The 22,793-nt window shown below is 59.5% G+C and carries 20 protein-coding genes; 12 read left to right on the top strand and 8 right to left on the bottom strand.

Annotated elements, in window-relative coordinates; genetic code table 11:
* The first annotated feature begins 71 nt into the window (after positions 1-71).
* The 4 genes from QA648_RS09325 (at position 72) to QA648_RS09310 (ending at position 5,124) form a co-directional block, all read left to right on the top strand.
* On the top strand, positions 72-1,442 hold the full coding sequence (locus QA648_RS09325) for a glutamine synthetase family protein (protein ID WP_283051065.1): 1,371 nt from the start codon (positions 72-74) through the stop codon (positions 1,440-1,442).
* A 161-nt stretch (positions 1,443-1,603) separates the two neighbouring features.
* On the top strand, positions 1,604-2,989 hold the full coding sequence (locus QA648_RS09320) for an aldehyde dehydrogenase family protein (protein WP_283051063.1): 1,386 nt from the start codon (positions 1,604-1,606) through the stop codon (positions 2,987-2,989).
* A complete protein-coding gene (locus tag QA648_RS09315; RefSeq protein WP_283051061.1) occupies positions 2,986-4,134 on the top strand; it encodes an iron-containing alcohol dehydrogenase in 1,149 nt (382 codons plus the stop codon). The genes QA648_RS09320 and QA648_RS09315 overlap by 4 nt, the downstream gene beginning before the upstream one ends.
* Positions 4,135-4,410: 276 nt before the next feature.
* Entirely contained in the window at positions 4,411-5,124 is a 714-nt protein-coding gene (locus QA648_RS09310; RefSeq protein ID WP_283051059.1) for a ParA family protein, read from the top strand.
* A 67-nt stretch (positions 5,125-5,191) separates the two neighbouring features.
* Here QA648_RS09310 and QA648_RS09305 read toward each other — a convergent pair whose 3' ends face one another.
* On the bottom strand, positions 5,192-6,643 hold the full coding sequence (locus tag QA648_RS09305) for a L,D-transpeptidase (protein ID WP_260303960.1): 1,452 nt from the start codon (positions 6,641-6,643) through the stop codon (positions 5,192-5,194).
* Between the two features lie 223 nt (positions 6,644-6,866).
* Here QA648_RS09305 and QA648_RS09300 point away from each other — a divergent pair, with 223 nt between their 5' ends.
* The 3 genes from QA648_RS09300 to QA648_RS09290 all read left to right on the top strand — a co-directional run bounded on the left by QA648_RS09300 (position 6,867) and on the right by QA648_RS09290 (position 8,556).
* Entirely contained in the window at positions 6,867-7,706 is an 840-nt protein-coding gene (locus QA648_RS09300; RefSeq protein WP_283051057.1) for a DUF4432 family protein, read from the top strand.
* A gap of 73 nt (positions 7,707-7,779) precedes the next feature.
* The gene (locus QA648_RS09295) at positions 7,780-8,118 is read left to right on the top strand and encodes a TIGR01244 family sulfur transferase (RefSeq protein WP_028752425.1); all 339 of its coding nucleotides are present in this window, start codon (positions 7,780-7,782) and stop codon (positions 8,116-8,118) included.
* A gap of 93 nt (positions 8,119-8,211) precedes the next feature.
* Positions 8,212-8,556, top strand: coding sequence for a RidA family protein (locus tag QA648_RS09290; protein WP_104823592.1), 345 nt, complete (start codon positions 8,212-8,214; stop codon positions 8,554-8,556).
* Between the two features lie 42 nt (positions 8,557-8,598).
* Here the strand turns inward: QA648_RS09290 and QA648_RS09285 are convergent, their stop codons facing one another.
* The 3 genes from QA648_RS09285 to QA648_RS09275 all read right to left on the bottom strand — a co-directional run bounded on the left by QA648_RS09285 (position 8,599) and on the right by QA648_RS09275 (position 12,550).
* Positions 8,599-10,257 carry a thiamine pyrophosphate-binding protein gene (locus tag QA648_RS09285; protein WP_283051054.1) on the bottom strand — a complete coding sequence of 553 codons (1,659 nt, stop codon included), beginning with the start codon at positions 10,255-10,257 and terminating at the stop codon, positions 8,599-8,601.
* On the bottom strand, positions 10,254-11,456 hold the full coding sequence (locus QA648_RS09280) for a CaiB/BaiF CoA-transferase family protein (RefSeq protein WP_283051053.1): 1,203 nt from the start codon (positions 11,454-11,456) through the stop codon (positions 10,254-10,256). The genes QA648_RS09285 and QA648_RS09280 overlap by 4 nt, the downstream gene beginning before the upstream one ends.
* 161 nt (positions 11,457-11,617) lie before the next feature.
* Complete coding sequence (locus QA648_RS09275; RefSeq protein WP_283051285.1) at positions 11,618-12,550, bottom strand: alpha/beta hydrolase; 933 nt, start codon at positions 12,548-12,550, stop codon at positions 11,618-11,620.
* 171 nt (positions 12,551-12,721) lie between these two features.
* On the opposite strand from QA648_RS09275, the gene QA648_RS09270 reads away from it, so the two are divergent.
* The 5 genes from QA648_RS09270 to QA648_RS09250 all read left to right on the top strand — a co-directional run bounded on the left by QA648_RS09270 (position 12,722) and on the right by QA648_RS09250 (position 18,733).
* Positions 12,722-13,471, top strand: a complete 750-nt coding sequence (locus tag QA648_RS09270) for a ribonuclease (RefSeq protein WP_283051052.1) — start codon at positions 12,722-12,724, stop codon at positions 13,469-13,471.
* 124 nt (positions 13,472-13,595) lie between these two features.
* Entirely contained in the window at positions 13,596-15,245 is a 1,650-nt protein-coding gene (gene ettA, locus QA648_RS09265; protein ID WP_104823588.1) for an energy-dependent translational throttle protein EttA, read from the top strand.
* Between the two features lie 193 nt (positions 15,246-15,438).
* A complete protein-coding gene (locus tag QA648_RS09260; protein ID WP_283051049.1) occupies positions 15,439-16,464 on the top strand; it encodes a metalloregulator ArsR/SmtB family transcription factor in 1,026 nt (341 codons plus the stop codon).
* 1 nt (position 16,465) lies between these two features.
* On the top strand, positions 16,466-17,368 hold the full coding sequence (gene metF, locus QA648_RS09255) for a methylenetetrahydrofolate reductase [NAD(P)H] (protein WP_283051048.1): 903 nt from the start codon (positions 16,466-16,468) through the stop codon (positions 17,366-17,368).
* A gap of 474 nt (positions 17,369-17,842) precedes the next feature.
* A complete protein-coding gene (locus tag QA648_RS09250; RefSeq protein ID WP_283051047.1) occupies positions 17,843-18,733 on the top strand; it encodes a hypothetical protein in 891 nt (296 codons plus the stop codon).
* Here the strand turns inward: QA648_RS09250 and QA648_RS09245 are convergent.
* The 4 genes from QA648_RS09245 to QA648_RS09230 all read right to left on the bottom strand — a co-directional run bounded on the left by QA648_RS09245 (position 18,728) and on the right by QA648_RS09230 (position 22,776).
* Complete coding sequence (locus QA648_RS09245; protein WP_283051044.1) at positions 18,728-19,654, bottom strand: DMT family transporter; 927 nt, start codon at positions 19,652-19,654, stop codon at positions 18,728-18,730. The two genes, QA648_RS09250 and QA648_RS09245, sit on opposite strands and share 6 nt — an antisense overlap.
* Positions 19,655-19,820: 166 nt before the next feature.
* Positions 19,821-21,065 carry a lytic murein transglycosylase gene (locus tag QA648_RS09240; protein ID WP_283051042.1) on the bottom strand — a complete coding sequence of 415 codons (1,245 nt, stop codon included), beginning with the start codon at positions 21,063-21,065 and terminating at the stop codon, positions 19,821-19,823.
* A gap of 79 nt (positions 21,066-21,144) precedes the next feature.
* Positions 21,145-21,936: a GH25 family lysozyme gene (locus QA648_RS09235; protein ID WP_104823583.1), complete on the bottom strand. Its 792-nt coding sequence runs from the start codon at positions 21,934-21,936 to the stop codon at positions 21,145-21,147.
* A 219-nt stretch (positions 21,937-22,155) separates the two neighbouring features.
* Positions 22,156-22,776 (bottom strand): class I SAM-dependent methyltransferase, encoded by a 621-nt coding sequence (locus tag QA648_RS09230; protein ID WP_199773577.1) that lies wholly within the window; start codon positions 22,774-22,776, stop codon positions 22,156-22,158.
* Positions 22,777-22,793: the final 17 nt, after the last annotated feature.

Here is a 22,793-nt window from a genome sequence, read left to right as displayed (position 1 = left end):
CGGGTTGCTCCCAGCTACGAGCCGCCGTTCTGTTGTCCGACACCCCAATTCATTGTTCAGGCGGATCACTCATGAGCACTAGCTATACGTTCGAAGACCTCAAGAAAGATGTGGCCGAGGGGCGCATCGATACGGTTCTGGCATGTCAGGTGGACATGCAGGGTCGCTTGATGGGCAAACGTTTCCAGGCGGAATTCTTCGTGGAGAGCGCCTGGAAGGAAACGCATAGCTGCAACTATCTCCAGGCGACCGACCTCGAGATGGAGACCGTCTCGGGTTACAAGTCGACGAGCTGGGAAAAGGGCTACGGCGACTATACGATGAAGCCCGATCTCGCCACGCTTCGCCGCATTCCCTGGCTCGAAGGCACGGCGCTGGTGCTTTGCGACGTGCTCGACCATCACACCCATGAAGAGGTGGCGCATTCGCCGCGCGCCATCCTGAAGAAGCAGGTCAGGCGGCTTGAAGCAATGGGCATGAAGGCCTTCATGGCCTCCGAACTGGAATTCTTCCTGTTCGACCAGAGCTATGACAGCGCCCGTGAATCCGGCTATCGCAACCTGCATCTCGCCAGTGGCTATAATGAAGACTACCACATCTTCCAGACCACCAAGGAAGAAGGGGTGATGCGGGCGATCCGCACTGGCCTGCAGGGAGCCGACATTCCGGTCGAAAATTCCAAGGGGGAGGCTTCGGCGGGGCAGGAGGAAATCAATGTCCGCTATGCCGATGCGCTGACCATGGCGGATCGCCATGCAATCATCAAAAATGGCTGCAAGGAGATCGCCTGGTCGAAGGGCAAGGCCATCACATTCCTGGCGAAGTGGAACTATAATTCCGCCGGCAGCTCGTCGCATATTCATCAGTCGCTGTGGAGCGCTGACGGCAAGACGCCGCTGTTCTTCGACAAGGAACAAGAACATGGCATGACGCCGCTGATGAAGCATTATGTCGCCGGTCTTTTGACGCATGCCAGCGAGATCACCTATTTCCTCGCGCCCTACATCAATTCCTACAAGCGTTTCGTGGCAGGCACTTTCGCGCCGACCAAGGCGATCTGGAGCACCGACAACCGTACCGCGGGCTATCGTCTCTGCGGCGCCGAGACCAAGGGAATCCGCATCGAATGCCGCGTCGGCGGCTCCGACCTCAATCCCTATCTCGCTTTTGCGGCGCTGATTGCCGCCGGCCTAGATGGCATCGAGAACAAGCTTGAACTGGAGGCACCCTTCGTGGGGGACGCCTATGGTGCCCGCGAGGTTCGCGAAATTCCGCGCACGCTGCGAGACGCTGCGGTGGCGCTGAGCGGCTCTCAGATGCTGCGCGCCGCTTTCGGCGACGATGTCATCGATCACTACACCCGTGCTGCCGAATGGGAGCAGGAGGAATATGATCGCCGCATCACCGACTGGGAGGTGGCGAGAGGATTCGAAAGAGCGTAAGCCTTCCTGTGATTTTTGATTTCCGCCCGATTTTCGTCGTCAGGCGCGGGCAGGGAAGGTGGCTGCGGTAAATCGCTTCTTTCGGCGATGTAAGCTCTTGGGGTAGTTTCTCGGTGATCAGCCGAGACCATATTCGTGACTATAGAAACAGGATTTCGATCATGACCATGATCACATGCGTGTCCCCGGTAAATGGGGAGATTTATGCGGAGCGTCCGGCGCTGTCGCTGGATGCGGCCAAGGAAGCGGTCGCCCGCGCCCGCAAGGCTCAGAAGGACTGGGCGCGCCGCCCGCTGGAAGACCGCGTTCAACTGGTGCTGAAGGGTGCTGCGCGCCTCAACGAAATGGCCGATGTCGTCGTGCCGGAGCTCGCATGGCAGATGGGCCGCCCGATCAAATACGGCGGCGAATATCGCGGCTTCAACGAGCGCTCGAATTATGTGGCGTCGATCGCAGCCGATGCGCTGTCGCCGATGGTGGTGGAAGACAGCGCGAATTTCGCCCGTCGTATCGAGCGCGAACCGCATGGCGTCGTGTTCGTCATCGCGCCATGGAACTATCCCTACATGACCGCGATCAACACGATCGCCCCAGCGCTGATGGCCGGCAATACCGTTGTTCTGAAACATGCCAGCCAGACGCTGCTGGTCGGCGAGCGGCTGGTTCAGGCTTTCGTCGAGGCCGGCATTCCTGCTGATGTCTTCCAGAACGTCTTCCTCGATCATGAAACGACGTCGGCGCTGATCGCCGCCGGCAGCTTCAACTTTGTCAACTTCACCGGTTCGGTCGAAGGCGGACGATCGATCGAACGTGCTGCCGCCGGCACCTTCACCAGTCTTGGCCTCGAACTTGGCGGCAAGGATCCGGGCTATGTCATGGAAGATGCCGACCTCGAGGCGGCCGTCGACACGCTGATGGATGGTGCCACCTACAATTCCGGCCAATGCTGCTGTGGCATCGAGCGAATCTATGTGCATGAATCGCTTTACGACGCCTTCGTCGAGAAGTCGGTCGCCTGGGTGTCGAACTACAAGCTCGGCAATCCGCTGGAGCCGGAAACTACGCTTGGCCCGATGGCGAACAAGCGTTTCGCCAAGGTGGTCCGCGAGCAGATCGCCGATGCCGTCGCCAAGGGCGCCAGGGCGCTGGTCGACCCCAAGCTTTTCCCGGCCGATGACGGCGGCGCCTATCTCGCGCCGCAGATACTCGTCGATGTCAATCATTCCATGGCCTTTATGCGCGAAGAGACCTTCGGCCCCGCCGTCGGCATCATGAAGGTGAAGAGCGATGCGGAAGCGCTGGAATTGATGAATGACAGCCCTTACGGCTTGACAGCGTCGCTCTGGACCAAGGAAGTCGAGCGCGCTTCGCGCATCGGCCGCGATATCGAAACCGGCACCGTCTTCATGAACCGCGCCGACTATCTCGATCCGGCACTGTGCTGGACCGGCGTCAAGGAAACAGGTCGTGGCGGCTCGCTCTCCGTGCTCGGTTTCCATAACCTGACGCGCCCGAAATCCTACCATTTGAAGAAGGTAACAGCATGAGCAATATCTCAGCCAATTGGAGCTATCCCACCGCCGTCAAGCTCGGCCGCGGCCGGATCACGGAACTGGCGGATGCCTGCAAAAGCCTGGGGATCAAGAAGCCGCTCCTGATCACCGACCGAGGGCTCGCCTCGATGGCGATCACCAAGACGGCGCTGGATATTCTGGAAGACGCCGGCCTCGGCCGTGCCATCTTCGCCGACGTCGATCCGAACCCGAACGAGAAGAACCTTGAGGCCGGCGTCAGGGCCTTCAAGGATGGCGGTCATGATGGCGTCGTCGCCTTCGGTGGCGGCTCGGGCCTCGATCTCGGCAAATGCGTTGCCTTCATGGCTGGCCAGACACGACCGGTCTGGGATTTCGAGGACATCGGCGACTGGTGGACCCGCGCCAATGTCGAGGGCATTGCTCCGATCGTCGCTGTTCCAACGACCGCCGGCACCGGCTCTGAGGTCGGCCGCGCCAGCGTCATCACCAATTCTGTAACGCATGTGAAGAAGATCATCTTCCATCCGAAGTTCCTGCCGGGCGTCGTGATCTCCGATCCGGAACTGACCGTCGGCATGCCGAAGATCATCACTGCCGGCACCGGCATGGATGCCTTCGCCCATTGCCTGGAAGCCTATTCCTCGCCGTTCTATCATCCGATGTCGGCCGGCATCGCGCTGGAAGGCATGCGGCTCGTCAAGGAATTCCTGCCGCGCGCCTATCGGGAAGGTACCGACCTCGAAGCCCGCGCCAATATGATGAGCGCCGCTGCCATGGGCGCTGTCGCCTTCCAGAAAGGGCTAGGCGCCATTCACGCGCTGTCGCATCCCATCGGCGCCGTCTACAACACGCATCACGGCATGACCAATGCCGTGGTTATGCCGTCCGTCCTGCGCTTCAACCGCAAGGCCATCGAAGAAAAGATCGCCCGTGCTGCCGCCTATCTCGGCATTTCCGGCGGTTTCGACGGTTTCTATGACTATGTGTTGAAGCTGCGGGCCGAACTCGGCGTTCCGGAAAGCCTCTCGGCTATGGGCATTGCGCCCGATCGCATCGACGAGCTTTCGGCCATGGCGATCGAAGATCCAAGCGCCGGCGGCAATCCGGTGCCGATGACGCTGGAGAACACCAAGGCGCTGTTCCACGACTGCTTCTAAGGCAGTATCGGTTTAATTTTCAGTCGTGCCGCGAGATGATTGCGGCACGATTTTTTGTGCCTATCTGGCAGGTTGACGATCGCAATCTTCACCGGCAAGTGGCGTGCCGATGGTGTAGCCGGCTAGGCCTCGCCGACGCGATATCTTAATGCGCGACAAGCGCCATTAGGGTTTTGTTAACCATATTTCGAAACAATACGTTAATCGCACCAATGACTCAGACGGTGCTGAAATGAGCGATGTTCGTGCTCACCGCCATCTTGCCGGAGACCGACAATGCCAGTTATCACATTTGCAAATACGAAGGGTGGCGCAGGGAAGACGACGGCGGTTTTGCTGTTGTCCACGGAACTGGCGCGACGCGGTTATCGCGTCACCATTCTTGACGCTGATCCGCAGCACTGGATTTCGCACTGGTACGAAATCTCCGGCCGTGTTCCCAATATTTCCGTCATCGATTTCGTGACGAGCGCGTCCCTGCCGATACATCTTTCCGAGAACAGTGCGACGGATTACTTCATCCTGGATCTGCCGGGTGCCCGCACGCCGCTGTTGGCAACGGCGCTCGGTCTCTCCGATCATGTGCTCATTCCGATCCAAGGCTGTGCGATGGATGCGCGGGGCGGCGCGCAGGTGCTGGAGCTACTGCAATATATGGAACAGAAAGCCGGCATTCACATCAATCATTCGGTCGTTCTGACCCGCGTGAATTCGATGGTGACGACCAGAGCGCTGCAGGTGGTGAAAGCGTTGTTGTCTCAGCGCAGTGTCACGGTTTTAGAAACGCCGATCATCGAACGCTCCGCTTTCCGCGATATCTTCGATTGCGGCGGCACGCTCTATACCATGGATCCGAACCGGGTCAGCAATCTCGACAAGGCTCAGGAAAATGCCCGTGCCTTTGCTGAGGAAATGATGCGGCTTTTGCCGACGCGGCTGACGGCTTCGGCCCGCAGCGCTGTCCATGAGGCGATCCGCACCGCGGCCTAGCAAGCTTTCACAATAGAAAGGCCGCCGGATGGCTCATCCGGCGGCCTTATCATTTGCTCAAATGCGATCAATCGACGAATTCGACGACTACGCCGGGCTTGACCATCTTGGCAAGTTCGGTCGCATCCCAATTGGTCAGGCGCACGCAGCCGTGGCTTTGCGACTTACCGATCTTGGAAGGGTCCGGAGTGCCGTGAATGCCGTAGGTCGGTTTCGATAGCGCCATCCAAACAAGACCGACCGGGCCGTTCGGGCCGGGCGGAATGTCGAGGATCTTGTCGTTGGCGCCCTGCTTGAAGTTGATCTTCGGATTGTACGTGTAGCCCGGATTGAAAGCGACGCGCTCGACCGTGACCGTGCCGGAGGGCGACGGCGTGTCGGTCGAGCCAATGCTGGCGGGGTAGGCGGCAATCAGAGCGCCGCTGGCGTCATAGGCGAAAACCTGCTTGCGGCCCTTGTCGGCCAGAATCTTGGCAACGGTGCCGGTCTTGCCCGGGCCGGTGTTGACGACTTTGATCGTGGTGCCGGGAACCGTGAAGTCGACGCCGGGATTGAGTTCCTTCAGATAGCCTTCATCCATATGGAAACGTTCGGCCAGCATTTCCGTGGTCGAGGTATAGCCGAGCGACTGCATCTGCGACTTCGCGGCATAGTCCTCAGGGATCGATGCGACATAGGGGCCAGCGGCATCGGCAGGCGTGATCGTATAGTTGATGATCGGCATGCCGCCCGATAAGCGCAGTTGTTCGAGGATCGAATCCGTGTCGTTCGGGTTCAGCGTCTGGCCGGTCATCTGCTGGTAGGCGTAGACTGCCTTGGTGACATTGGCGCCCATGCGGCCATCGATCGCGCCCGGCGAAATGCCCTGGCGAGAGAGGAAGACCTCCAGCGCGGTGATCTCCATCTTCGACTTGCCCTTCAGCGTGATGACGGGCTCAGCAGGCGGCTTGCGTTCGATAGCAGGTGCCTGTTCCTGCGGATCGATCGACGCGTAGTCGGCGCCATTCGGATTCTGTGTGGCTTGTCCGCCCGGCAGCGATTGATTGTCGAGCGGCTCGCTCTGGATTTCGCCGTCGCGCGGAATGCCGCTGGTGACGACACCGCGATCCTGCTGATCATAGCCATTGTCGACATAGCCACCATCATCGCCGCGATACTGGCGATAGTCGCGGTAGCCGCCATTGTTGGAAAGCTGCGTGTCGCCATATCGGTTGCCGTCGCCATAGCCATCGTCATTGTAGGCGTCGCGGCGAGGCGCGCGGGGGTAATAAGTGCTGGCGCGCATCTCGGTAGCGACGACGTTGCCGTAGCGATCGATCAGCACGCGATGGCCGCGCCCGTCGCGGGCGACGGTTACGCTGCCTTGGTTCGGATATTGATCAAGGATTCGTCCGTCAGGGGTCACAAGAACCACGTCGTTCCCGCCGTGATAATATTGTGCCTGCGCATTGTTCAGCGCGAGGGCAGAGGTCGCGGCAGTCAGAGCCAAAGTAAGGCTGAATTTCAGGAACCGGTTCACGTCTGTCGAATCCTCGGGTGATGGCTGAGCCGACACACACATGGCAATTTTGACGCCAGTGTGGAATTTAAGATTATCATGCTGAATAAAAGATAAAAATTTGTGTGATCAAGGCGTCAAGTTAACGTTCGGTAAGACAAACCACCACTAAATCTGGATTTGTCCCATTTTGGAGCCATTTTTGATGGGATGGCCGGGGAGCCGCTAGGGAGGATTGCAGGAGATGATGGATTTCGCCGCAGCCAAGGGACCGAAGCTGACGCTGGATGAGAACTCCGTGCTGGACATCGGCGCCTGCATCGTCGACGGCAACAATCTTGCGCCCGGCCGCGCCATTCCGGATGATGGCGACCCGCGCATCGATCATTCGCTGGAGGGCTTTCTCTTTACCTGCGGTCCGGATCATATCCGCCATCCGGAGCCAATGTCTGACGCTTTCGAGGGCAAGCGCTATCCGCTGCACGGCTCTGTCTCCTCGCATCCCGCCAAGATCCTATGGACCCGATCCGAGAACGGCAATGCGGAGTGCCGCGCCGATATCGATATCGTCACCGCCGAACGCCGCACGGCACGGCTGGAGCGTCATTGGCGCATCGACGGCGCGTCCGGCGAGGTTTCGCTTAACGACCGTGTCGTCAACACCAGCATCGAGGCGATGCCGGTCTTCCTGATGTATCACATGAATATTGGTGGCAAATGGTTCGATGACGGCGTGCGCCTCTCCGGCCAGATGCTGGAGAACGGCGGTTTCCCATGGACCTTCGGCGAGGAAAAGGGCGGTCTTTTCTGCGTGCCGGCGACGGCGAAGGGCGAGGATTGGTCCGAAGTGTGCCTCGGGCCGATCGCCGCCATTGGCGGCAAATCGCTGCGGGTTCGATTCGGCACGGATACGCTGCCGTTCCTGCTGGTCTGGCGCAACCAGCGCGCGCCGGCGCACGTCCTCGGAATCGAGCCCGTTTCGCATCGCCTGGCATCGCGCGGCGAGCTGGAGGAGGCGGGTGAATTCAATATTCTTCAGCCCGGGGAAGCCAGGAGTTTCGCACTCAACTTTGCCTTCGTCTGAAGGGCTTGAGCGGTTGACGCTTGCCCTATGGCGGCGTAGACCATGGCCCTCGGTTTCACAGAGGAAATGAACCATGGATATCCGCCCGATCGATGACGAATACTCGGTTTCCGGCCAGATCACCCTGGAGGATCTCGATCAGATCAAGGCCATGGGTTTCAACTCAATCGTCTGCCATCGTCCGGACAATGAGAGCCCGGATCAGACGCCGTTTTCTGTCATTGAAGCCCGCGCCAAGGAGCTTGGCCTTGAAATCGCGCATGTGCCCGTTGGGCCGATGGGCGTAACCGAAGAAGCCGTGCAGGGCATGGTCGACGCGCTCGACGAATTCCCGCGGCCGATGCTCGGCTATTGCCGTTCCGGCGCGCGCTCGACCGCGATCTATCAGAAGACGCATCATATCCGCGGCTGAGCGGCCACCGCCAAACATGCAAGAGATTGAGGGCGTTGCCGATGGGCAGCGCCCGGTTTGTTACCCGTCACTGCACAACATCAGGAGAGAAGCATGAGCATCAAGCGTATCGACGCCGGAGCCCGCATGAGCGGCGCTGTTATTCACGGCAACACCGTTTACCTCGCCGGCCAGGTTGGTGAAGGCGAAAGCGTCACGGATCAGTGCAAGTCGGCGCTGGCCGAAGTCGACCGCCTGCTGGCCGCCGCCGGAAGCAACAAGTCGAAGATTCTGCAGACGATCATCTACCTCTCCGACATCGCCTATTTCGCCGAAATGAACGCCGCCTGGGAAGCCTGGGTCGATCCGGCAAACACGCCAGCCCGCGCCACCAGCGAAGCTAAGCTCGCTGCGCCGAAATACAAGGTCGAGTTCATCGTCACCGCTGCGATCGACTGATCTGAGCTTCGATGCATTTTTGAAAAGCCGGTGAGTTCGCACTCATCGGCTTTTCGATTGCGAGATTTCCGTCAGGGTCCGTGAGGGCGTGATGGCCTCGGGATCGAGGACGATTTCGATGATCGCCGGCCTGCCGCTGGCGCGGGCGCGTTCAAAGGCTGGGCCGAATTCCTCTGTAGTCTTCACCGTTTCGCCATGGCCGCCGTAGGCGCGGGCAAAGGCTGCGAAATCCGGATTGTTCAATGCTGTAGCGCTGACGCGGCCGGGATATTCCCGCTCCTGGTGCATGCGGATGGTGCCATACATGCCGTTGTTGATGACCAGCGCAATCAAAGGCAGGTGATATTGCACGGCGGTCGCAAATTCCTGCCCGTGCATCATGAAACAGCCGTCACCTGCAAAGCAGATCACCTCGCGCTCAGGGAAGAGCTGCTTGGCGGCAACCGCGGCCGGCAGGCCATAACCCATCGAACCTGAAGTCGGGGCCGCCTGTGTGTTGAAGCGGCGAAAACGATGGAAGCGGTGCAGCCAGGTGGCGTAATTGCCGGCACGATTGGTGAAGACCGTATCGGGCGCGGTATTGGCCTCGATCCAATCCATGATCCGGCCCATATGCACGGCACCAGGGCTCTTTTCCGGCGTTTTCGACCAGGCGAGATAGGCCGCGTGCATGCGCTCCGTCCGCTCTGCCCAACGCGGTTCCGCCGGTGCTTCGAGATCGGCGAGTGCCACCACGAAGTCGGCGGGGCTTGCGCAGATCGCCAGATCCGGACGATAGACCCGGCCGAGCTCCGACGGATCAGGATGGATGTGGACGAGTTGTTGGTGCGGGTAGGGGATATCGACCAGTGTGTAGCCGGACGATGGCATCTCGGAAAGGCGTCCGCCGAGAAGGATCAGCAGATCCGCTTCCTTGATCTCCTTCGCCAGCGCGGGGTTGATGCCGATGCCGACGTCGCCGGCATAATTCGGATGCAGATGATCGAACAGCATTTGCCGACGGAAGGAGCAGCCGACGGGCAGCTTGAAGCGTTCGGCGAAGCTCCGGAGGTTAGCGACCGCGTCCTCGTCCCAGCGCGTGCCGCCGAGGATAACCATTGGCCGTTCCGCTGCGATCAGGCGCAAATGGAGATCATCGATCTGGCTGCGGCCGGGATGGGCAGCGACCGGCATGTAGCGCTTGGCATGTGGGGCTTCGACCTCGTCGCGCAGCATGTCCTCGGGTAGTGTCAGCACGACGGAGCCGGGCCGGCCCGAAGTGGCCACCGCGAAGGCGCGGGTGACGAATTCCGGAATGCGGGCGGCATCGTCGATCTCGCCGACCCATTTGGCGAATTCGGTGAAGGCGCGGCGGAACTCCACCTCCTGGAAGGCCTCGCGCTCGCGGGCATCGCGCTGTACCTGGCCGATGAAGAGGATTAGCGGGATCGAATCCTGTCGGGCAATATGCAGGCCGGCCGAGGCATTGGTCGCCCCCGGCCCGCGGGTGACCATGCAGATGCCGGGCTCACCCGTCAGCCGACCCCAGGCGTCCGCCATCATCGCCGCGCCGCCCTCCTGGCGGCAGACCAGCACATCGATGTCGCTGTCATGCAGCGCATCGAGCACGGCCAGAAAGCTTTCGCCGGGAACGCAGGAGATGCGCTGCACGCCATTTGCCTTGAGGGCTTCGACGATAAGCTGGCCGCCGGTGCGTTTCATGGTTTCGCCCTTCCTTCCAGTTCCGCCAATTCGGCGAGAACCTCCTCCTGATGTTCACCAAGGCGCGGGCTTGGCCGCGTATAGGTCAGCGGCGTTTCCGACAAGACGACCGGCGTCCGTACGCTCGGGATGACGGTGCCAGCGGCGTCCTCGAGGTCGATCCGCAGGCCGCGAGCCTCAATCTGCGGGTCGGCGAACATGTCCTCGATCGTATTGATCGCGCCGGCCGGCACGGCACTGTCCTCGCAGGCTTTCAGCAGATCCGCCTTTTTCCAGGAAAGCGTTTTCGCCGAGATGAAAGCGCGGACGTCGTGGCGATGGGCGACGCGCGCCTTGTTGGTTGCGTAGCGCTCATCATTTGCCTGCTCGTCGATGCCGAGAATCGTGCAGAGGCGGCGGAACTGCCCGTCATTGCCGACAGCAAGGATCAGGTAGCCATCGGCCGTCGGCACGACCTCATAGGGCGAGATATTGGGATGGGCATTGCCAAGGCGGGTGGGAGCCTTGCCGGAGATCAGGTAGTTCATGTTCTGATTGGCAAGCACGGCGGATTGCACGTCGAGCAGCGCCATGTCGACAAGCTGACCTTCGCCGGTCTTAAGCGCGTGGATCAGGGCTGCTTCGATCGCGGAGACGGCATAGATGCCGGTAAAGATATCGGCGATCGCGACACCCGCCTTCATCGGCTGCCCATCCGGCTCACCGGTGATCGACATGAAGCCGGACATGCCCTGGACGATATAGTCATAGCCTGCGAGACCGGCATAGGGACCGGTCTGGCCGAAGCCGGTGATCGAGCAATAGACCAGTTTTGGATTGATCGTCCGCAGGCTCTCGTAGTCGAGTCCATATTTGACGAGGCCGCCCAGCTTGAAATTCTCGATCAGCACATCGGCGGTCATGACCAGCCGCCGAACAAGGGCCTGGCCCTCTTCGGTCCTGAGATCAGCGACCACGGAACGTTTGCCGCGATTGGCGGAGTGGTAATAGGCGGCGGAAAGGTTTTCCCCATCCTTGCCTTCGACGAAAGGCGGACCCCATTGGCGCGTATCGTCGCCTCCATCCGGGTTCTCGACCTTAATGACATCGGCGCCGAGATCGGCCAGCATCTGCCCTGCCCAGGGGCCGGCAAGAACGCGGGCGAGTTCGATGACACGAATGCCGGAAAGGGGTGGTTTCTTGGTTTTATTATCGGTCATATCGGTCCCGATGGGCGGCTACGGCGCGAAAGTGTTCTCAGATGTATCGGATACCGGCCCGGAAGCAAAGCGCCGCTCGCGCCAGAGAATATGGAGGCTTCGGTTGATGCAAACGGGGCAGGGAACCGCCGGTGGCATTTATTCAAACATTCCTTTGGGAATCAGTCCTTTGCCGTCACTTGCTGACACCAGTCGGCAAAATCCGAAATGGTTGCGGCCGCACCGATCTCGTTCAGAGTCTCATGCCGCATGTCCTGATAGATGGTCATGGTGGTATGCGAGAAGCCGGCCTTTTTCAAATGATCTGACAGCCAGGAAATTGCTTCTCCATTGTTCGTCGCCGGGTCATGCCTGCCGCCGATAAGATGGATCGGCATGTCGCGCCGAAGCCGATCGAGGTGATCCCTTTGTGGTGCACGGAAGGTCAGTTCGAAAATATCCAGCCACAGCGACACCGAGGCATCGAAGCCGCAGAGCGGGTCGGCAATGTACTTATCCACCTCTTCGGGAATACGGGATAGCCAATCGAATTCGGTGCGGCGGTTGGCGATCGATTGGCCCCAGGCGCCGAAGGTCAGCTTCGGCAACAGCCCGCTCGGGACATCGGACCCCTTCAGCATGCGTTCTGCCTTCAGGATGATCTGCGCCGCGCGCCCGGCGAGACCAGGGTTGAAATTCGAGTTCCAAACGGTGACGGCATCGAACTTGTCGGGATGCGTCACGGCTACGTTGAGGCTGATCAGCCCGCCCATGGAGTGGCCGAAGAGAATGATCGGCAGGCCGGGATGGGCGGTTGCGGCAAGCTCGCGCATCGCCAGCACATCGGCAATGACCGCATCGACACCATTGCGCCTTGCGAAGCGGCCGAGTGGCGCATCGACAGCTTTTGTCTCGCCGTGGCCGCGATGATCGTGAGCATAGACATGAAAGCCGCGTGCTGCCATCGCTGCGGCGAAGCGTTCATAGCGACGGGAATGTTCGGCAAGGCCGTGGCTGACGAGAAGTACGCCACGCGCGGCGCCCTCTGCCGGCGCATGATGATAGGCGAGCGTCGCGCCCGTCGGACTATGCAAATGCCTCGTTTCGGCAAACATCATGCGTGTTTCCTCCCCATGTGGGACGAAAGGTCATCGCCGACGGGATTGCAATGGACGGCAAGGGAAGCTCACAGAAATAAATCTTCGTGGTTTTTGCGATTCAGGGTTGCGTGCCGCAAATCAAACTGCTTACTTGTTCTCATATTGTTCTGTTTTTGGAGGTATAGAATGAGGCCTTGGCTTCAGGGGTTTGCAGTTGCGGTTCTAACTGCGGTGGTGACGGCGACGAGTGCCGTGGCTGAGGAGAATAGCCATGGACGGACGCGCTTTATTCTGGCGGCGAGTTGGGAACCCGCGTTCTGCGCGACGAACCAAAAGAAGGCGGAATGCCGAAATCAATCAGCGAATAATTTTGACGCCAAGAACTTTTCACTACACGGCCTCTGGCCGATGCGGCAGGAATATTGCGACGTTTCCGATGATCTGAAGCAGTCCGATCGCGGCCGGGACTGGAAAGACCTACCGGCTGTTCAACTCTCGGCGGAAACCAAGGCCGCGCTGGACAAAGTCATGCCCGGCACGCAATCCGGTCTGGAGCGGCATGAGTGGATCAAACACGGCAGTTGCACCAAGCTCAGCGCCGATGATTATTTCGGGACCGCGGTGGGGTTGATCAATGAACTCAATGCGTCCGCTGTGCGCGATCTTTTCGCGCAGAATATCGGCAAGACGCTCGATGCCGAAACCATCAAGGCTGCTTTCGACAAAAGTTTTGGCGAGGGCGCCAGTGGCCGCGTGAAGATGAGCTGCCGCCAAGTCGGCAAGGTGCGGGTGATCTCGGAACTGACGATCGGCTTGTCGGAAGACGCTATTCAGCCGTCGGAAGGAAACGAGCCGCGACTTGAGCAATTGATCCAGGGCGCTGGCAGCACATCGTTTGGCTGCGATCAGGGCGTGGTGGACGCAGCGGGTTTCTGACACCCAGCAGGCGGCTCGGCGCGATAAATGCCCTCGGACAAGGTTTCTCCGTTGCCCGAGGGCGGGGTTTCGCCTACATAGCGGCACAATTCGCAATGTATCCGCCCGTGGAGTAACCCAAGCTATGGCACGTCAGTTCATCTATCATATGGCCGGTCTAAATAAGGCCTATGGCGCCAAGAAGATCCTCGAAAATATTCATCTCTCTTTTTATCCCGACGCCAAGATCGGTATTCTCGGCCCGAACGGTGCCGGTAAGTCGACCGTGCTGCGCATCATGGCCGGCCTCGACAAGGAATATACTGGCGAAGCCTGGTTGGCCGAAGGCGCCACTATCGGCTACCTGGCGCAGGAGCCTCAGCTCGATCCCAACAAGACGGTGTTCGAAAACGTCATGGAAGGCGTTGCCAAGAAAACCGAAATCCTCAATCGCTACAACGAATTGATGATGAACTATTCCGACGAGACGGCGGACGAGGGCGCCAAACTCCAGGATATCATCGACAGCCAGAATCTCTGGGATCTGGAAAGCCAGGTCGAGATGGCGATGGAAGCATTGTGCTGCCCGCCGCGCGACGCTGAAGTCACCAGCCTTTCCGGCGGTGAGCGCCGCCGTATCGCGCTTTGCCGCCTGCTTCTCTCACAGCCGGACCTGCTGCTGCTCGACGAACCGACCAACCATCTCGACGCCGAGACCATCGCCTGGCTGGAAAAGCACCTACGCGACTATCCGGGTGCCGTGATGATGATCACCCACGACCGCTACTTCCTCGACAATGTTACCGGCTGGATTCTCGAACTCGACCGCGGCCGTGGCATTCCCTACGAAGGCAACTATTCCGCCTATCTGCAGGCCAAGGCCAAGCGCATGCTGCAGGAAGCCCGCGAAGAAGCTGGCCGTCAGAAGGCAATCAGCCGCGAACAGGAATGGATCGCCTCCAGCCCCAAGGCCCGTCAAGCCAAGTCCAAGGCGCGTATCAACGCTTACGAACAGCTAGTCGATGCTGCCGAAAATCAGCGCCCCGGTGATGCGCAGATCATCATTCCGGTCAGCGAGCGTCTCGGCCAGGTGGTGATCGAGATGGAGGGCATCACCAAGGGCTTCGAAGGCCGCACGCTGGTCAACGATCTGTCGATCAAGCTGCCGCCGGGCGGCATCGTCGGCATCATCGGCCCGAACGGCGCCGGCAAGACGACCCTGTTCAAGATGATTACCGGGCAGGAAAAGCCGGATTCCGGCTCGATCCGCATCGGCGAGACGGTGCATCTCAGCTATGTCGACCAGAGCCGCGACGCGCTTGACGGCAATAAGACCGTATGGGAGGAAATCTCCGGCGGCGCCGAAATCATCAAGCTCGGCAAGTTCGACATGAACTCGCGCGCCTATTGCGGTGCCTTCAACTTCAAGGGCGGCGACCAGCAGCAGAAGGTCGGTAATCTCTCCGGCGGTCAGCGCAACCGCGTTCACCTAGCCAAGATGCTGAAGGCTGGCGGCAACGTGCTTCTGCTCGACGAACCGACCAACGACCTCGATACGGAAACGCTGGGGGCGCTGGAAAGCGCGCTCGAAAACTTCGCTGGCTGCGCCATCATCATCAGCCATGATCGCATGTTCCTCGACCGCCTGGCCACGCATATTCTGGCCTTTGAAGGCGAAGGCCATGTTGAATGGTTCGAAGGCAATTTCGAAGATTACGAGCAAGACAAGATCCGCCGCCTCGGCCCCGATGCTCTCAATCCGGGCAGCCAGGCGCACAAGCGCCTGACACGATAAGTTTGCTGTCTTTCTGTCATGGAGAGCCCCGGCAAGTCCGGGGTTTTTCTTTGCCGTAGGTCAGGAAGCGCATATTCCCCGGCCGACAAAAACTAACGGATTTCCGACGTCGAATTCTCCCGGCCAGCAATTGGGTCTTGCAGATCGCATGCAAATCACATAAAGATATCTTTATATCTTGATTGGGTGCTGGATGACGAATCTCGTGAAATTCGGTTTGGATGATCTGGTGGACATACTGAAGGCGGCCGGCGAGCCGACGCGGTTACGTCTGCTGGCGCTTCTTGCGGCTGGCGATCTCACCGTGACGGATCTTACCGAAATTCTCGGCCAGTCGCAGCCCCGCATTTCCCGCCATCTGAAGCTGCTCGGCGAGGCCGGCCTGATCGACCGCTATCAGGAGGGTGCCTGGGCCTATTTCCGTCTGAAGCAGGAAGGCAAGGCGGTCGTCCTCGTGCGCACGCTTCTCCGCCACGCGGCTGAAAACGATCCGGTGTTGCTGCGGGATGGCGAGCGGCTTTCTGCCGTCAAGCGTGTCCGTGCGGAACGGGCGCAGGCCTATTTCAGCCGCAATGCTGCGGAATGGGATGAGCTTCGCCGACTGCATGTGGCCGACGAGGATGTCGACAAGGCGCTGATCGACTTGATCGGGCCGCAGCAGATCGACTCTTTCCTGGATCTCGGCACCGGCACGGGCCGTATGCTGCAATTGTTGGCGGGTCATTATCGCCGCGCAGTCGGCATCGACGCCAGCCGTGACATGCTGGCCGTGGCGCGCGCCAATCTGGACCGATCGAACATCACCGCCGCTTCCGTGCGACATGGCGACATTTTTAACCTGCCGCTCGAGGCGCAGGATTTCGACCTGATTACCATCCATCAGGTGCTGCATTTCCTCGACCAGCCGGAGATTGCCATTAACGAGGCGGCGCGAATGCTCAGGCCCGGCGGCCGGCTGGTGATCATCGATCTTGCGCCGCACGGGCTGGAATATCTACGCGACGAACATGCGCATCTGAGACTCGGTTTCTCGCATCAGACCATATCGGAATGGTTGAAAATGGCGGGGCTTGATGTCGAGCAGGTGCTGGACCTTCATTCGGGGAAGGAAGGCGGTCAAGCGCTGACGGTCACGATCTGGCTGGCGCGCGACCCGCGGCTGCTGATCGCCGCCGGGCAGGATCGCCAATCGTCCCCCATTCTTGCCGGGAGAGCTTGATATGCCTTCAAAGACTGAAAACGGCCAGCGTGGCATCCGTATTTCCTTCGAATTCTTCCCGCCGAAATCGGAAGAAGCCGAGACGCAATTGTGGAACACGGTGGCTGATCTGGCCGAATGGGACGCGGACTTTGTTTCGGTTACCTATGGCGCGGGTGGTTCGACCAAAGCGCCGACATTGTCTGCCGTGCGCCGGATGATTCACGAGACGCCGTTCTCGACTGCTTCGCATCTGACCTGCGTGGGGGCAACGCGCGAGGAAACGCATCGTGTCATCGACGATTTGCTCGCCGCCGGCACCCGCCGTTTCGTGGCGTTGCGTGGCGACCCGCCGGGCGGCGTCGGCTCCGCCTACCAGCCGCATCCGGGCGGCTACGCCAATGCGGCCGAGCTGGTATTGGCACTACGCGAGCGCGGCGATTTCGATATTTCCGTCTCCGCCTATCCGGAGAAACATCCGGAGAGCCGTGATACAGCAGCCGATATCGACATGCTGAAGCGCAAGGCCGATAATGGCGCCAACAGGGCGCTGACCCAGTTCTTCTTCGACAATGACGCGTTTGAACGTTATCACGACCGCGTCCGTGCCGCCGGTATCAAGATTCCCGTCGTGCCGGGTATCATGCCGATCCAGAACTTGACGCAATTAAAGCGGTTTGCCGGCGCCTGCGGCACCAACATTCCTTCCTGGCTGGACGAGCGTTTTGACGGCTTGGACGAGCAGGCCGACAAGCGGGCCAATGTCGCGGCTGATGTCGCCGCGGAGCAGATCGAGGACCTGGTTCGTCGCGGCTTTCATGAGTTTCATCTCTATACGATGAACCGCTCGCCGCTGGTCTCGGCCGTTCTTGACCGGTTGGGCATACAGCGCAGGGCAGATGCACGCGCCGGCGCCGCCGCCTGACAAGATCTGGGATGTGAACATGAAAAAGCGCATGTCGGTTTCCGGCATGCGCTTTTTAAATGAAATAGGTGTTTTGTTCGCTTTCAGGAGTTCGGTTTCCTGCACTGTCGCTACTTCGTCAGATGAAAAGCATCGTCAAAACGAATAGGAACGCTGCACTGACCACTAGGACGTTGATGGATCGCGTCAATCCCATGTCTTCCTCCTTAGTCAACTGTTAGAGCCTATGTCAAAAATGTGTCGCTTGGAAAGCGAATTCGATGCTGCGACGCGGTAGGTTGTGCAGGTTTTGAATCGGGATATCGTGGCAAGTTTTTGTTTTTAAAGCGAAAACTATAGCGGTGTGGCGTTCACGAAATTTAATGCATCGTTAATTTAGCTGTGAACAAAATTAAGGCGGATGTCTTTTGCCGAGGCATGAATCGGTTAATCTGGGACATTCGCCGGCAGTGGAAAGGGTGGGAGAAGTGCGTCATGAGCGATGAGATAAATCGGTCGCGAGCGCACGATATCGGTCTTTTCCTCGTTCTTGTCGTATTGGCCGGCTTGCTTCTTCCGGCGCGAAACGGCGCGCTGAGCTTGACCGGCACATTTTATCTGGCGCTGTTCATCCATATCGGTTTTTCGATCTATATCGGCGATTTCTCAGCCTGGCGGAAAGTGTCGTGGGTCCTGCTGATCGGCGTTTGGGTGATGTCGGAACTGGTACCCTTCCTCTCCTTTCTGGTGCCTTGGGGACAGTTGGAGTTCTGGCTGGCGCAATTCCCGTTGATCGGCAACATCATGGCTGCCTGGTCCGTGACGGGCTATGATTTCAAGATCGTGTTGTCGCTTGCGATCCTGATCGTCGATCTGGGCGTCATGCATCATGCGACCTGGCAAAGGCACTCCTGGCGTCGGATCGTGATTTTCCTTGCCGTGGTTGGCGTCGCGGCGGTGGTCTCCGGCATTGCTTTCGGTCTGACGATGAACCGTCTGTTCAGCCTTCCCGATTTGCCGACGGAAGATACGTTTCAGATCGTGTCGCCCTGGTATCTTCTCCCGTTCTATGCGTTGTTGCGCGCGACGGAGAATAAGCTTGGTGGTTTGCTGTTGATGTTTGGCGCCATGTTCGCTCCGGCAATCGCGCCCTTCATGCGCGCCGAAAGGCTGCGACAGGGGCATCTGTGGCGTCTCTGGCTGTTCGCTTGTCTGGCTCTGGCCATCATCTGGGCCGCCCTCGGCTATCTCGGCAGTCTTTCTCCAGACGAGAGTGCCGTCGTCTATTTGGTGCCGGTGCTGACCACCCTTTATTTCGCGTTTTTCCTGATCGTGCCGTCAGTGCTTGGCAGATTGGTCCGGCGGGCCGTTGCGGCCGAATTATAGGTCACCCGTTCCCGCGTTCGGTCGCAGGCGTGCGAAAAGCCGCCCGTCGAGAATGAGCAGGCCTGTGCCGATCAGCAGCATGCCGGCAATTTCCGTCAGTCCCAGGCGTTCGCCGAGGAAGAGAAAGCCGAGGAGAATGGCGCTTGGCGGTACGAGCAGGGTCACCAGCGAGGCGTTGGTGGCGCCGGCGAGCGCCATGATGCGGAAATAGAGGATATAGGCGAAGGCCGTCGACAACAGCGCCATGCCGAGAATGGCGGCGAGGGCGCTGGCGGGCGGTGTGGCCAGCGTCCAAGGTTGATCCAGCAAAAGAGCCACCGGCAGTATGAGCGCTGCGGAGCAGGTCAGTTGACCTGCTGCGATAACGGGCGGCGCCATGCCTTTGAAACGCTTGGCATAGATCGCGGCGAAACCGTAGGAGATCGCGGCAAGGATTGGCAGCAGCAGCGCCCAGAGCGGAACTGCGGCTCCACTCGCCACGCTTGGGCCGAGCAGCACGATCGTGCCGGCGAGCCCTGTCAGGCAGCCGGCGAGCTTGGCGGAGGTCAGCCGCTCGTCGGTGGTGAAGTGATTGCCGATCAATACGGTCCAGATCGGCGTCGTTGCGTTCAGAATGGATGCGAGCCCCGCACCCATCTGGGTTTGACCGACGAAGATCAGCGCATGCGGCACGGCGTTGTTGATCAAGCCCAGCAATAGGAACTGCCGCCAATGGGTTCGCAGCAAATCATAGATTGCGAAACGACCGGCAATGTAGGCATGCAGCGCTATTGCCGCGAGCGACAAGCGAAGGAAGACCAGCGTAAACGGCGGCACATAATGGACGGCGATGCGGGCGAAGAAGAATGAACCGCCCCAGATCAAGCCGAGCGCCAACAGCAGGCTCCAGGTCAGTGCGTTCATGCCATTGCTAGTGTTCATCCGCTGCGCCTCCGCCATTTTGAGTTTATTTTGGCGAAATCAGAGGCGCTTTCCACCCGTTTCTTGCCGAGCCTCGATCGGATACCCGGAAAATCACCGGATAGCTGCAGGTGCAAAAAACGAAAAAGGCGGCCAGCGGCCGCCTTCCATGGCAAGGCAATCGCCCTTAAAGCGCGTTCAGCAATGATTGTGTCGCCCAGCCGTCAGCGGGAAGGCCGAGGCGAAACTGTTCTTTTTGAACGGCGACGCGCGTGCCCGAGCCGAGAATACCGTCGATCTTGCCGACATCGTAGCCGCGTGCCGAAAGCTTGGTTTGAAGCGCTTTCATATCGACATCGTTCAGGCCCGCTTCCGGTGTGCCTTTGTTATAGGTTGGAGCGCCAGCAAAACGTGTGGCGAAATAGGCTGCGGACGTCGTGTAGATGAACGACTGGTTCCATTCCAGATAGGCGTTGTAGTTCGGATAGGTCAGGAAAGCCGGACCTTTGCGGCCCTGCGGCAGGATGAGGGCGGCCGCCAGGGAACCGAAATTGGTGTTACCGTCGCGCGGCTTGACGCCGAGCTGGAACCAGTCGGCGGCGGTGAGCGGGCCACCCAGGCCGGATTTCTCCCAAGGCAAATTATCCGGCAGCGTGACTTCCTGCAGCCAGGGCTGGCCGCGCTGGAAGCCCAGGCTTTGGATGTATCGGGCCGTCGTCAGAATGACGTCGGGCGCGCTTGTCTTCAAATTGACGTGGCCGTCGCCATCGCCATCGACACCGAAAGCAATGATCGAAGGCGGCAGCATCTGCGTCTGGCCGATTTCGCCAGCCCATGCACCGGTCGTGGTTTCCGGATCGGCATCGCCATGCTGCACCATTTCAATGAATGCGATCAGACGAGGGCGGAAAAACTCGGGGCGCCGGCAGTCGTGCGAGAGAGTAACGAGCGCGTTGCGGGTGTTGAAATTGCCCTGAACGGCGCCAAAATCGGTTTCCATCGCCCAATAGGCGGTGATGACGCCGGGCGGCACGCCGTAGTCCTGCTCGGCCTTGGCGAAGACGTCGGCATACTGCTTTATCTTCTGGCGGCCGATGTCGAGGCGGGCCTGGCTGACAGTGCGCTGCGAGAATTCGAGGAAGGTCTGGCGGAATACGCCCTGGCTACGATCCATAGCGAGGACCTTCTGGTCGATCTGCGCGCCGGCCAGTGTCTTGTCCGCGGCCGCAGCATCCGCGCCAGCCGCGGTGGCCTCGGCCTTGACGCCGGCCAGGAAGGAAGAGAGATCACCGCCGCAAGCCACCTGCGGGGCATTGGTTCCACCTGCATTCGCCGCCGCGGTCGGGGTCGCGTTCTGCGCCATTGCCACACCTGCCATGGCTGAAGCGAAGACAAACGCGAGTGCGCTGCGTCGAATGGTATAGGGGTCCATAGGCGATCCTCTTTGCTGATAGAATAGGGTCGCTTTCACAGAAGATTGTGACAGAAGCAAGAGAGAAATTCAGGTAGTCTCAAGAATTTCCTTGCTTCTCTACTGCCGCCACCCAGTTGTGCCAATTCTGTTCCGAACCGGCAAAAACATTGATGTCCGTTGGCCCCTTGATGCCCGGAATTACGCCTGTCGACGTGTATTGCCAGAATGCCCAGGAGCGATCGGCATAGGTCGCCGTCGGATGCTTTGCGACCGAGCGGACCCAGAAGTGATAATCCTTGAAATAGCCGGCAAGATTGTCGCGATGGAAGTCGACCGACGTATAGATGATCGGGCGCTTGCCGTAATAAGCCTCCAGGCGGTCCATGAACCGCTTGATCTCTGTGCGCACCGTCTGCGGATCCGGCCGGGTGCGGCAGGTCTTGGATTCGGCGTTCCACTCGACGTCGAGCACCGGCGGCAGCATCATTGCATTCTTCGGCACATTGTTGATGAACCAGTCGGCCTGGTCGTCCGCTGTCGAGCAGAAATAGTAGAAGTGATAGGGGGCGTACGGAATGCCGGCGCTATTGGCTTCCTGCCAATATTCGTTGAAGCGGGGATCGACCCTATCCTTGCCTTCGGTCGCCTTGATGAAGGCGAAGGCGACGCCGGAACTCTTCACCGTCCGCCAGTCGATATCGCCTTGCCATTTCGAGATGTCGATGCCGTGAATGGGGTGGCGCTCCGGATGGTCGCGACCGAAATCCTGCGGCTTCGTATCCTTGAAACGCGTCTTCGGTATCGACGCGGTCTGGAAGCTGTCATAACCCATGGTGCAGCTATTCAGCAGGAGGGCGAGCGGCAGTAAGCATGACAGAAGCCTGCGCATGGATATCCCGTTATGGCGCGAGTAATCTTGCTGCCCCAAGACTTGGCTTCCGTGATGTGTGGTCCCCAAAATCCAAAAGAGGCAAAGGACCAAGCTGTTTGTCAGCCGGCCCTTGCCACTTTTTCACCATATCAACGTAAAAAATGCGTTATCTTCAAGTAAATTCTTATACTTGGAATGCCGCATGAGCGGATTTCGTGCCGAATTCCACTTTTTTTGCTAGGCGGCCGGCTTAATGACGACAGCTCTCCATGCATAACCCCGGCCGATTTCTTCGAATACCAGCTTCGCGCCGCGCGCCGCGACTCGCTCTTCGAGCACGGCGCGGAGGTCGGCGCGGGGGGTGACGTGGAACTTTGTCAGCCAGCCTTTCAGCATGGTGCGGAACCAACCAGGCAGGCGCTCCTGTTGGCCGAAATCGACGATGTGCAGTTCGCCGCCGGGAATGACCGCGTTCAGCGAAGCATCGATTGCGCTCTTCCAGTCCGGGATCATCGAGAGTGCGTAGGAAATCATGACACGATCGAAACCGTCGACACCGAAATCACCAGCCGAGAAGGCAGTGGCGTCGGCGACGCGGAAATCCGGTACTTGTTTCAGCCCGCGAAAATTATTGCGGGCCGAAATTAGCATCTCTTGGGAGATGTCGAGGCCATAGAGTCTCGCCGAGGGAAAGCGACGATGAGCCAGCAACATGTTGCGGCCGGTGCCGCAACCCACTTCCAGTAGGGAGCCGCTCAAAGGCACGTTGAGGTGCGCAATGGTGCGATCGCGGCCGAAGAGGTAATATTTGCGGGTCAGGTCGTAGATGTGCCGCTGGTAACGGTACATGCCGTCCATCAGTCCGGCATGGTTCT

The sequence above is a fragment of the Rhizobium sp. CB3171 genome (assembly GCF_029714265.1).
Taxonomy (GTDB): Bacteria; Pseudomonadota; Alphaproteobacteria; order Rhizobiales; family Rhizobiaceae; genus Rhizobium.
This window is presented reverse-complemented; position numbering and strand designations above follow the sequence as displayed.

Excerpts from the sequence above, each read along its gene's own strand:
- QA648_RS09300 (WP_283051057.1), top strand. The coding sequence starts at position 6,867 with ATGATGGATTTCGCCGCAGCCAAGGGACCGAAGCTGACGCTGGATGAG.
- QA648_RS09245 (WP_283051044.1), bottom strand. The coding sequence starts at position 19,654 with ATGAACACTAGCAATGGCATGAACGCACTGACCTGGAGCCTGCTGTTG.
- QA648_RS09275 (WP_283051285.1), bottom strand. The coding sequence starts at position 12,550 with ATGTTTGCCGAAACGAGGCATTTGCATAGTCCGACGGGCGCGACGCTC.
- QA648_RS09320 (WP_283051063.1), top strand. The coding sequence starts at position 1,604 with ATGACCATGATCACATGCGTGTCCCCGGTAAATGGGGAGATTTATGCG.
- QA648_RS09240 (WP_283051042.1), bottom strand. The coding sequence starts at position 21,065 with ATGGACCCCTATACCATTCGACGCAGCGCACTCGCGTTTGTCTTCGCT.
- QA648_RS09250 (WP_283051047.1), top strand. The coding sequence starts at position 17,843 with ATGAGCGATGAGATAAATCGGTCGCGAGCGCACGATATCGGTCTTTTC.
- QA648_RS09230 (WP_199773577.1), bottom strand. The coding sequence starts at position 22,776 with ATGGACGGCATGTACCGTTACCAGCGGCACATCTACGACCTGACCCGC.
- QA648_RS09285 (WP_283051054.1), bottom strand. The coding sequence starts at position 10,257 with ATGAAACGCACCGGCGGCCAGCTTATCGTCGAAGCCCTCAAGGCAAAT.
- QA648_RS09280 (WP_283051053.1), bottom strand. The coding sequence starts at position 11,456 with ATGACCGATAATAAAACCAAGAAACCACCCCTTTCCGGCATTCGTGTC.
- ettA (WP_104823588.1), top strand. The coding sequence starts at position 13,596 with ATGGCACGTCAGTTCATCTATCATATGGCCGGTCTAAATAAGGCCTAT.
- QA648_RS09310 (WP_283051059.1), top strand. The coding sequence starts at position 4,411 with ATGCCAGTTATCACATTTGCAAATACGAAGGGTGGCGCAGGGAAGACG.
- QA648_RS09290 (WP_104823592.1), top strand. The coding sequence starts at position 8,212 with ATGAGCATCAAGCGTATCGACGCCGGAGCCCGCATGAGCGGCGCTGTT.
- QA648_RS09270 (WP_283051052.1), top strand. The coding sequence starts at position 12,722 with ATGAGGCCTTGGCTTCAGGGGTTTGCAGTTGCGGTTCTAACTGCGGTG.
- QA648_RS09315 (WP_283051061.1), top strand. The coding sequence starts at position 2,986 with ATGAGCAATATCTCAGCCAATTGGAGCTATCCCACCGCCGTCAAGCTC.
- QA648_RS09235 (WP_104823583.1), bottom strand. The coding sequence starts at position 21,936 with ATGCGCAGGCTTCTGTCATGCTTACTGCCGCTCGCCCTCCTGCTGAAT.
- QA648_RS09325 (WP_283051065.1), top strand. The coding sequence starts at position 72 with ATGAGCACTAGCTATACGTTCGAAGACCTCAAGAAAGATGTGGCCGAG.
- QA648_RS09295 (WP_028752425.1), top strand. The coding sequence starts at position 7,780 with ATGGATATCCGCCCGATCGATGACGAATACTCGGTTTCCGGCCAGATC.
- QA648_RS09260 (WP_283051049.1), top strand. The coding sequence starts at position 15,439 with ATGACGAATCTCGTGAAATTCGGTTTGGATGATCTGGTGGACATACTG.
- metF (WP_283051048.1), top strand. The coding sequence starts at position 16,466 with ATGCCTTCAAAGACTGAAAACGGCCAGCGTGGCATCCGTATTTCCTTC.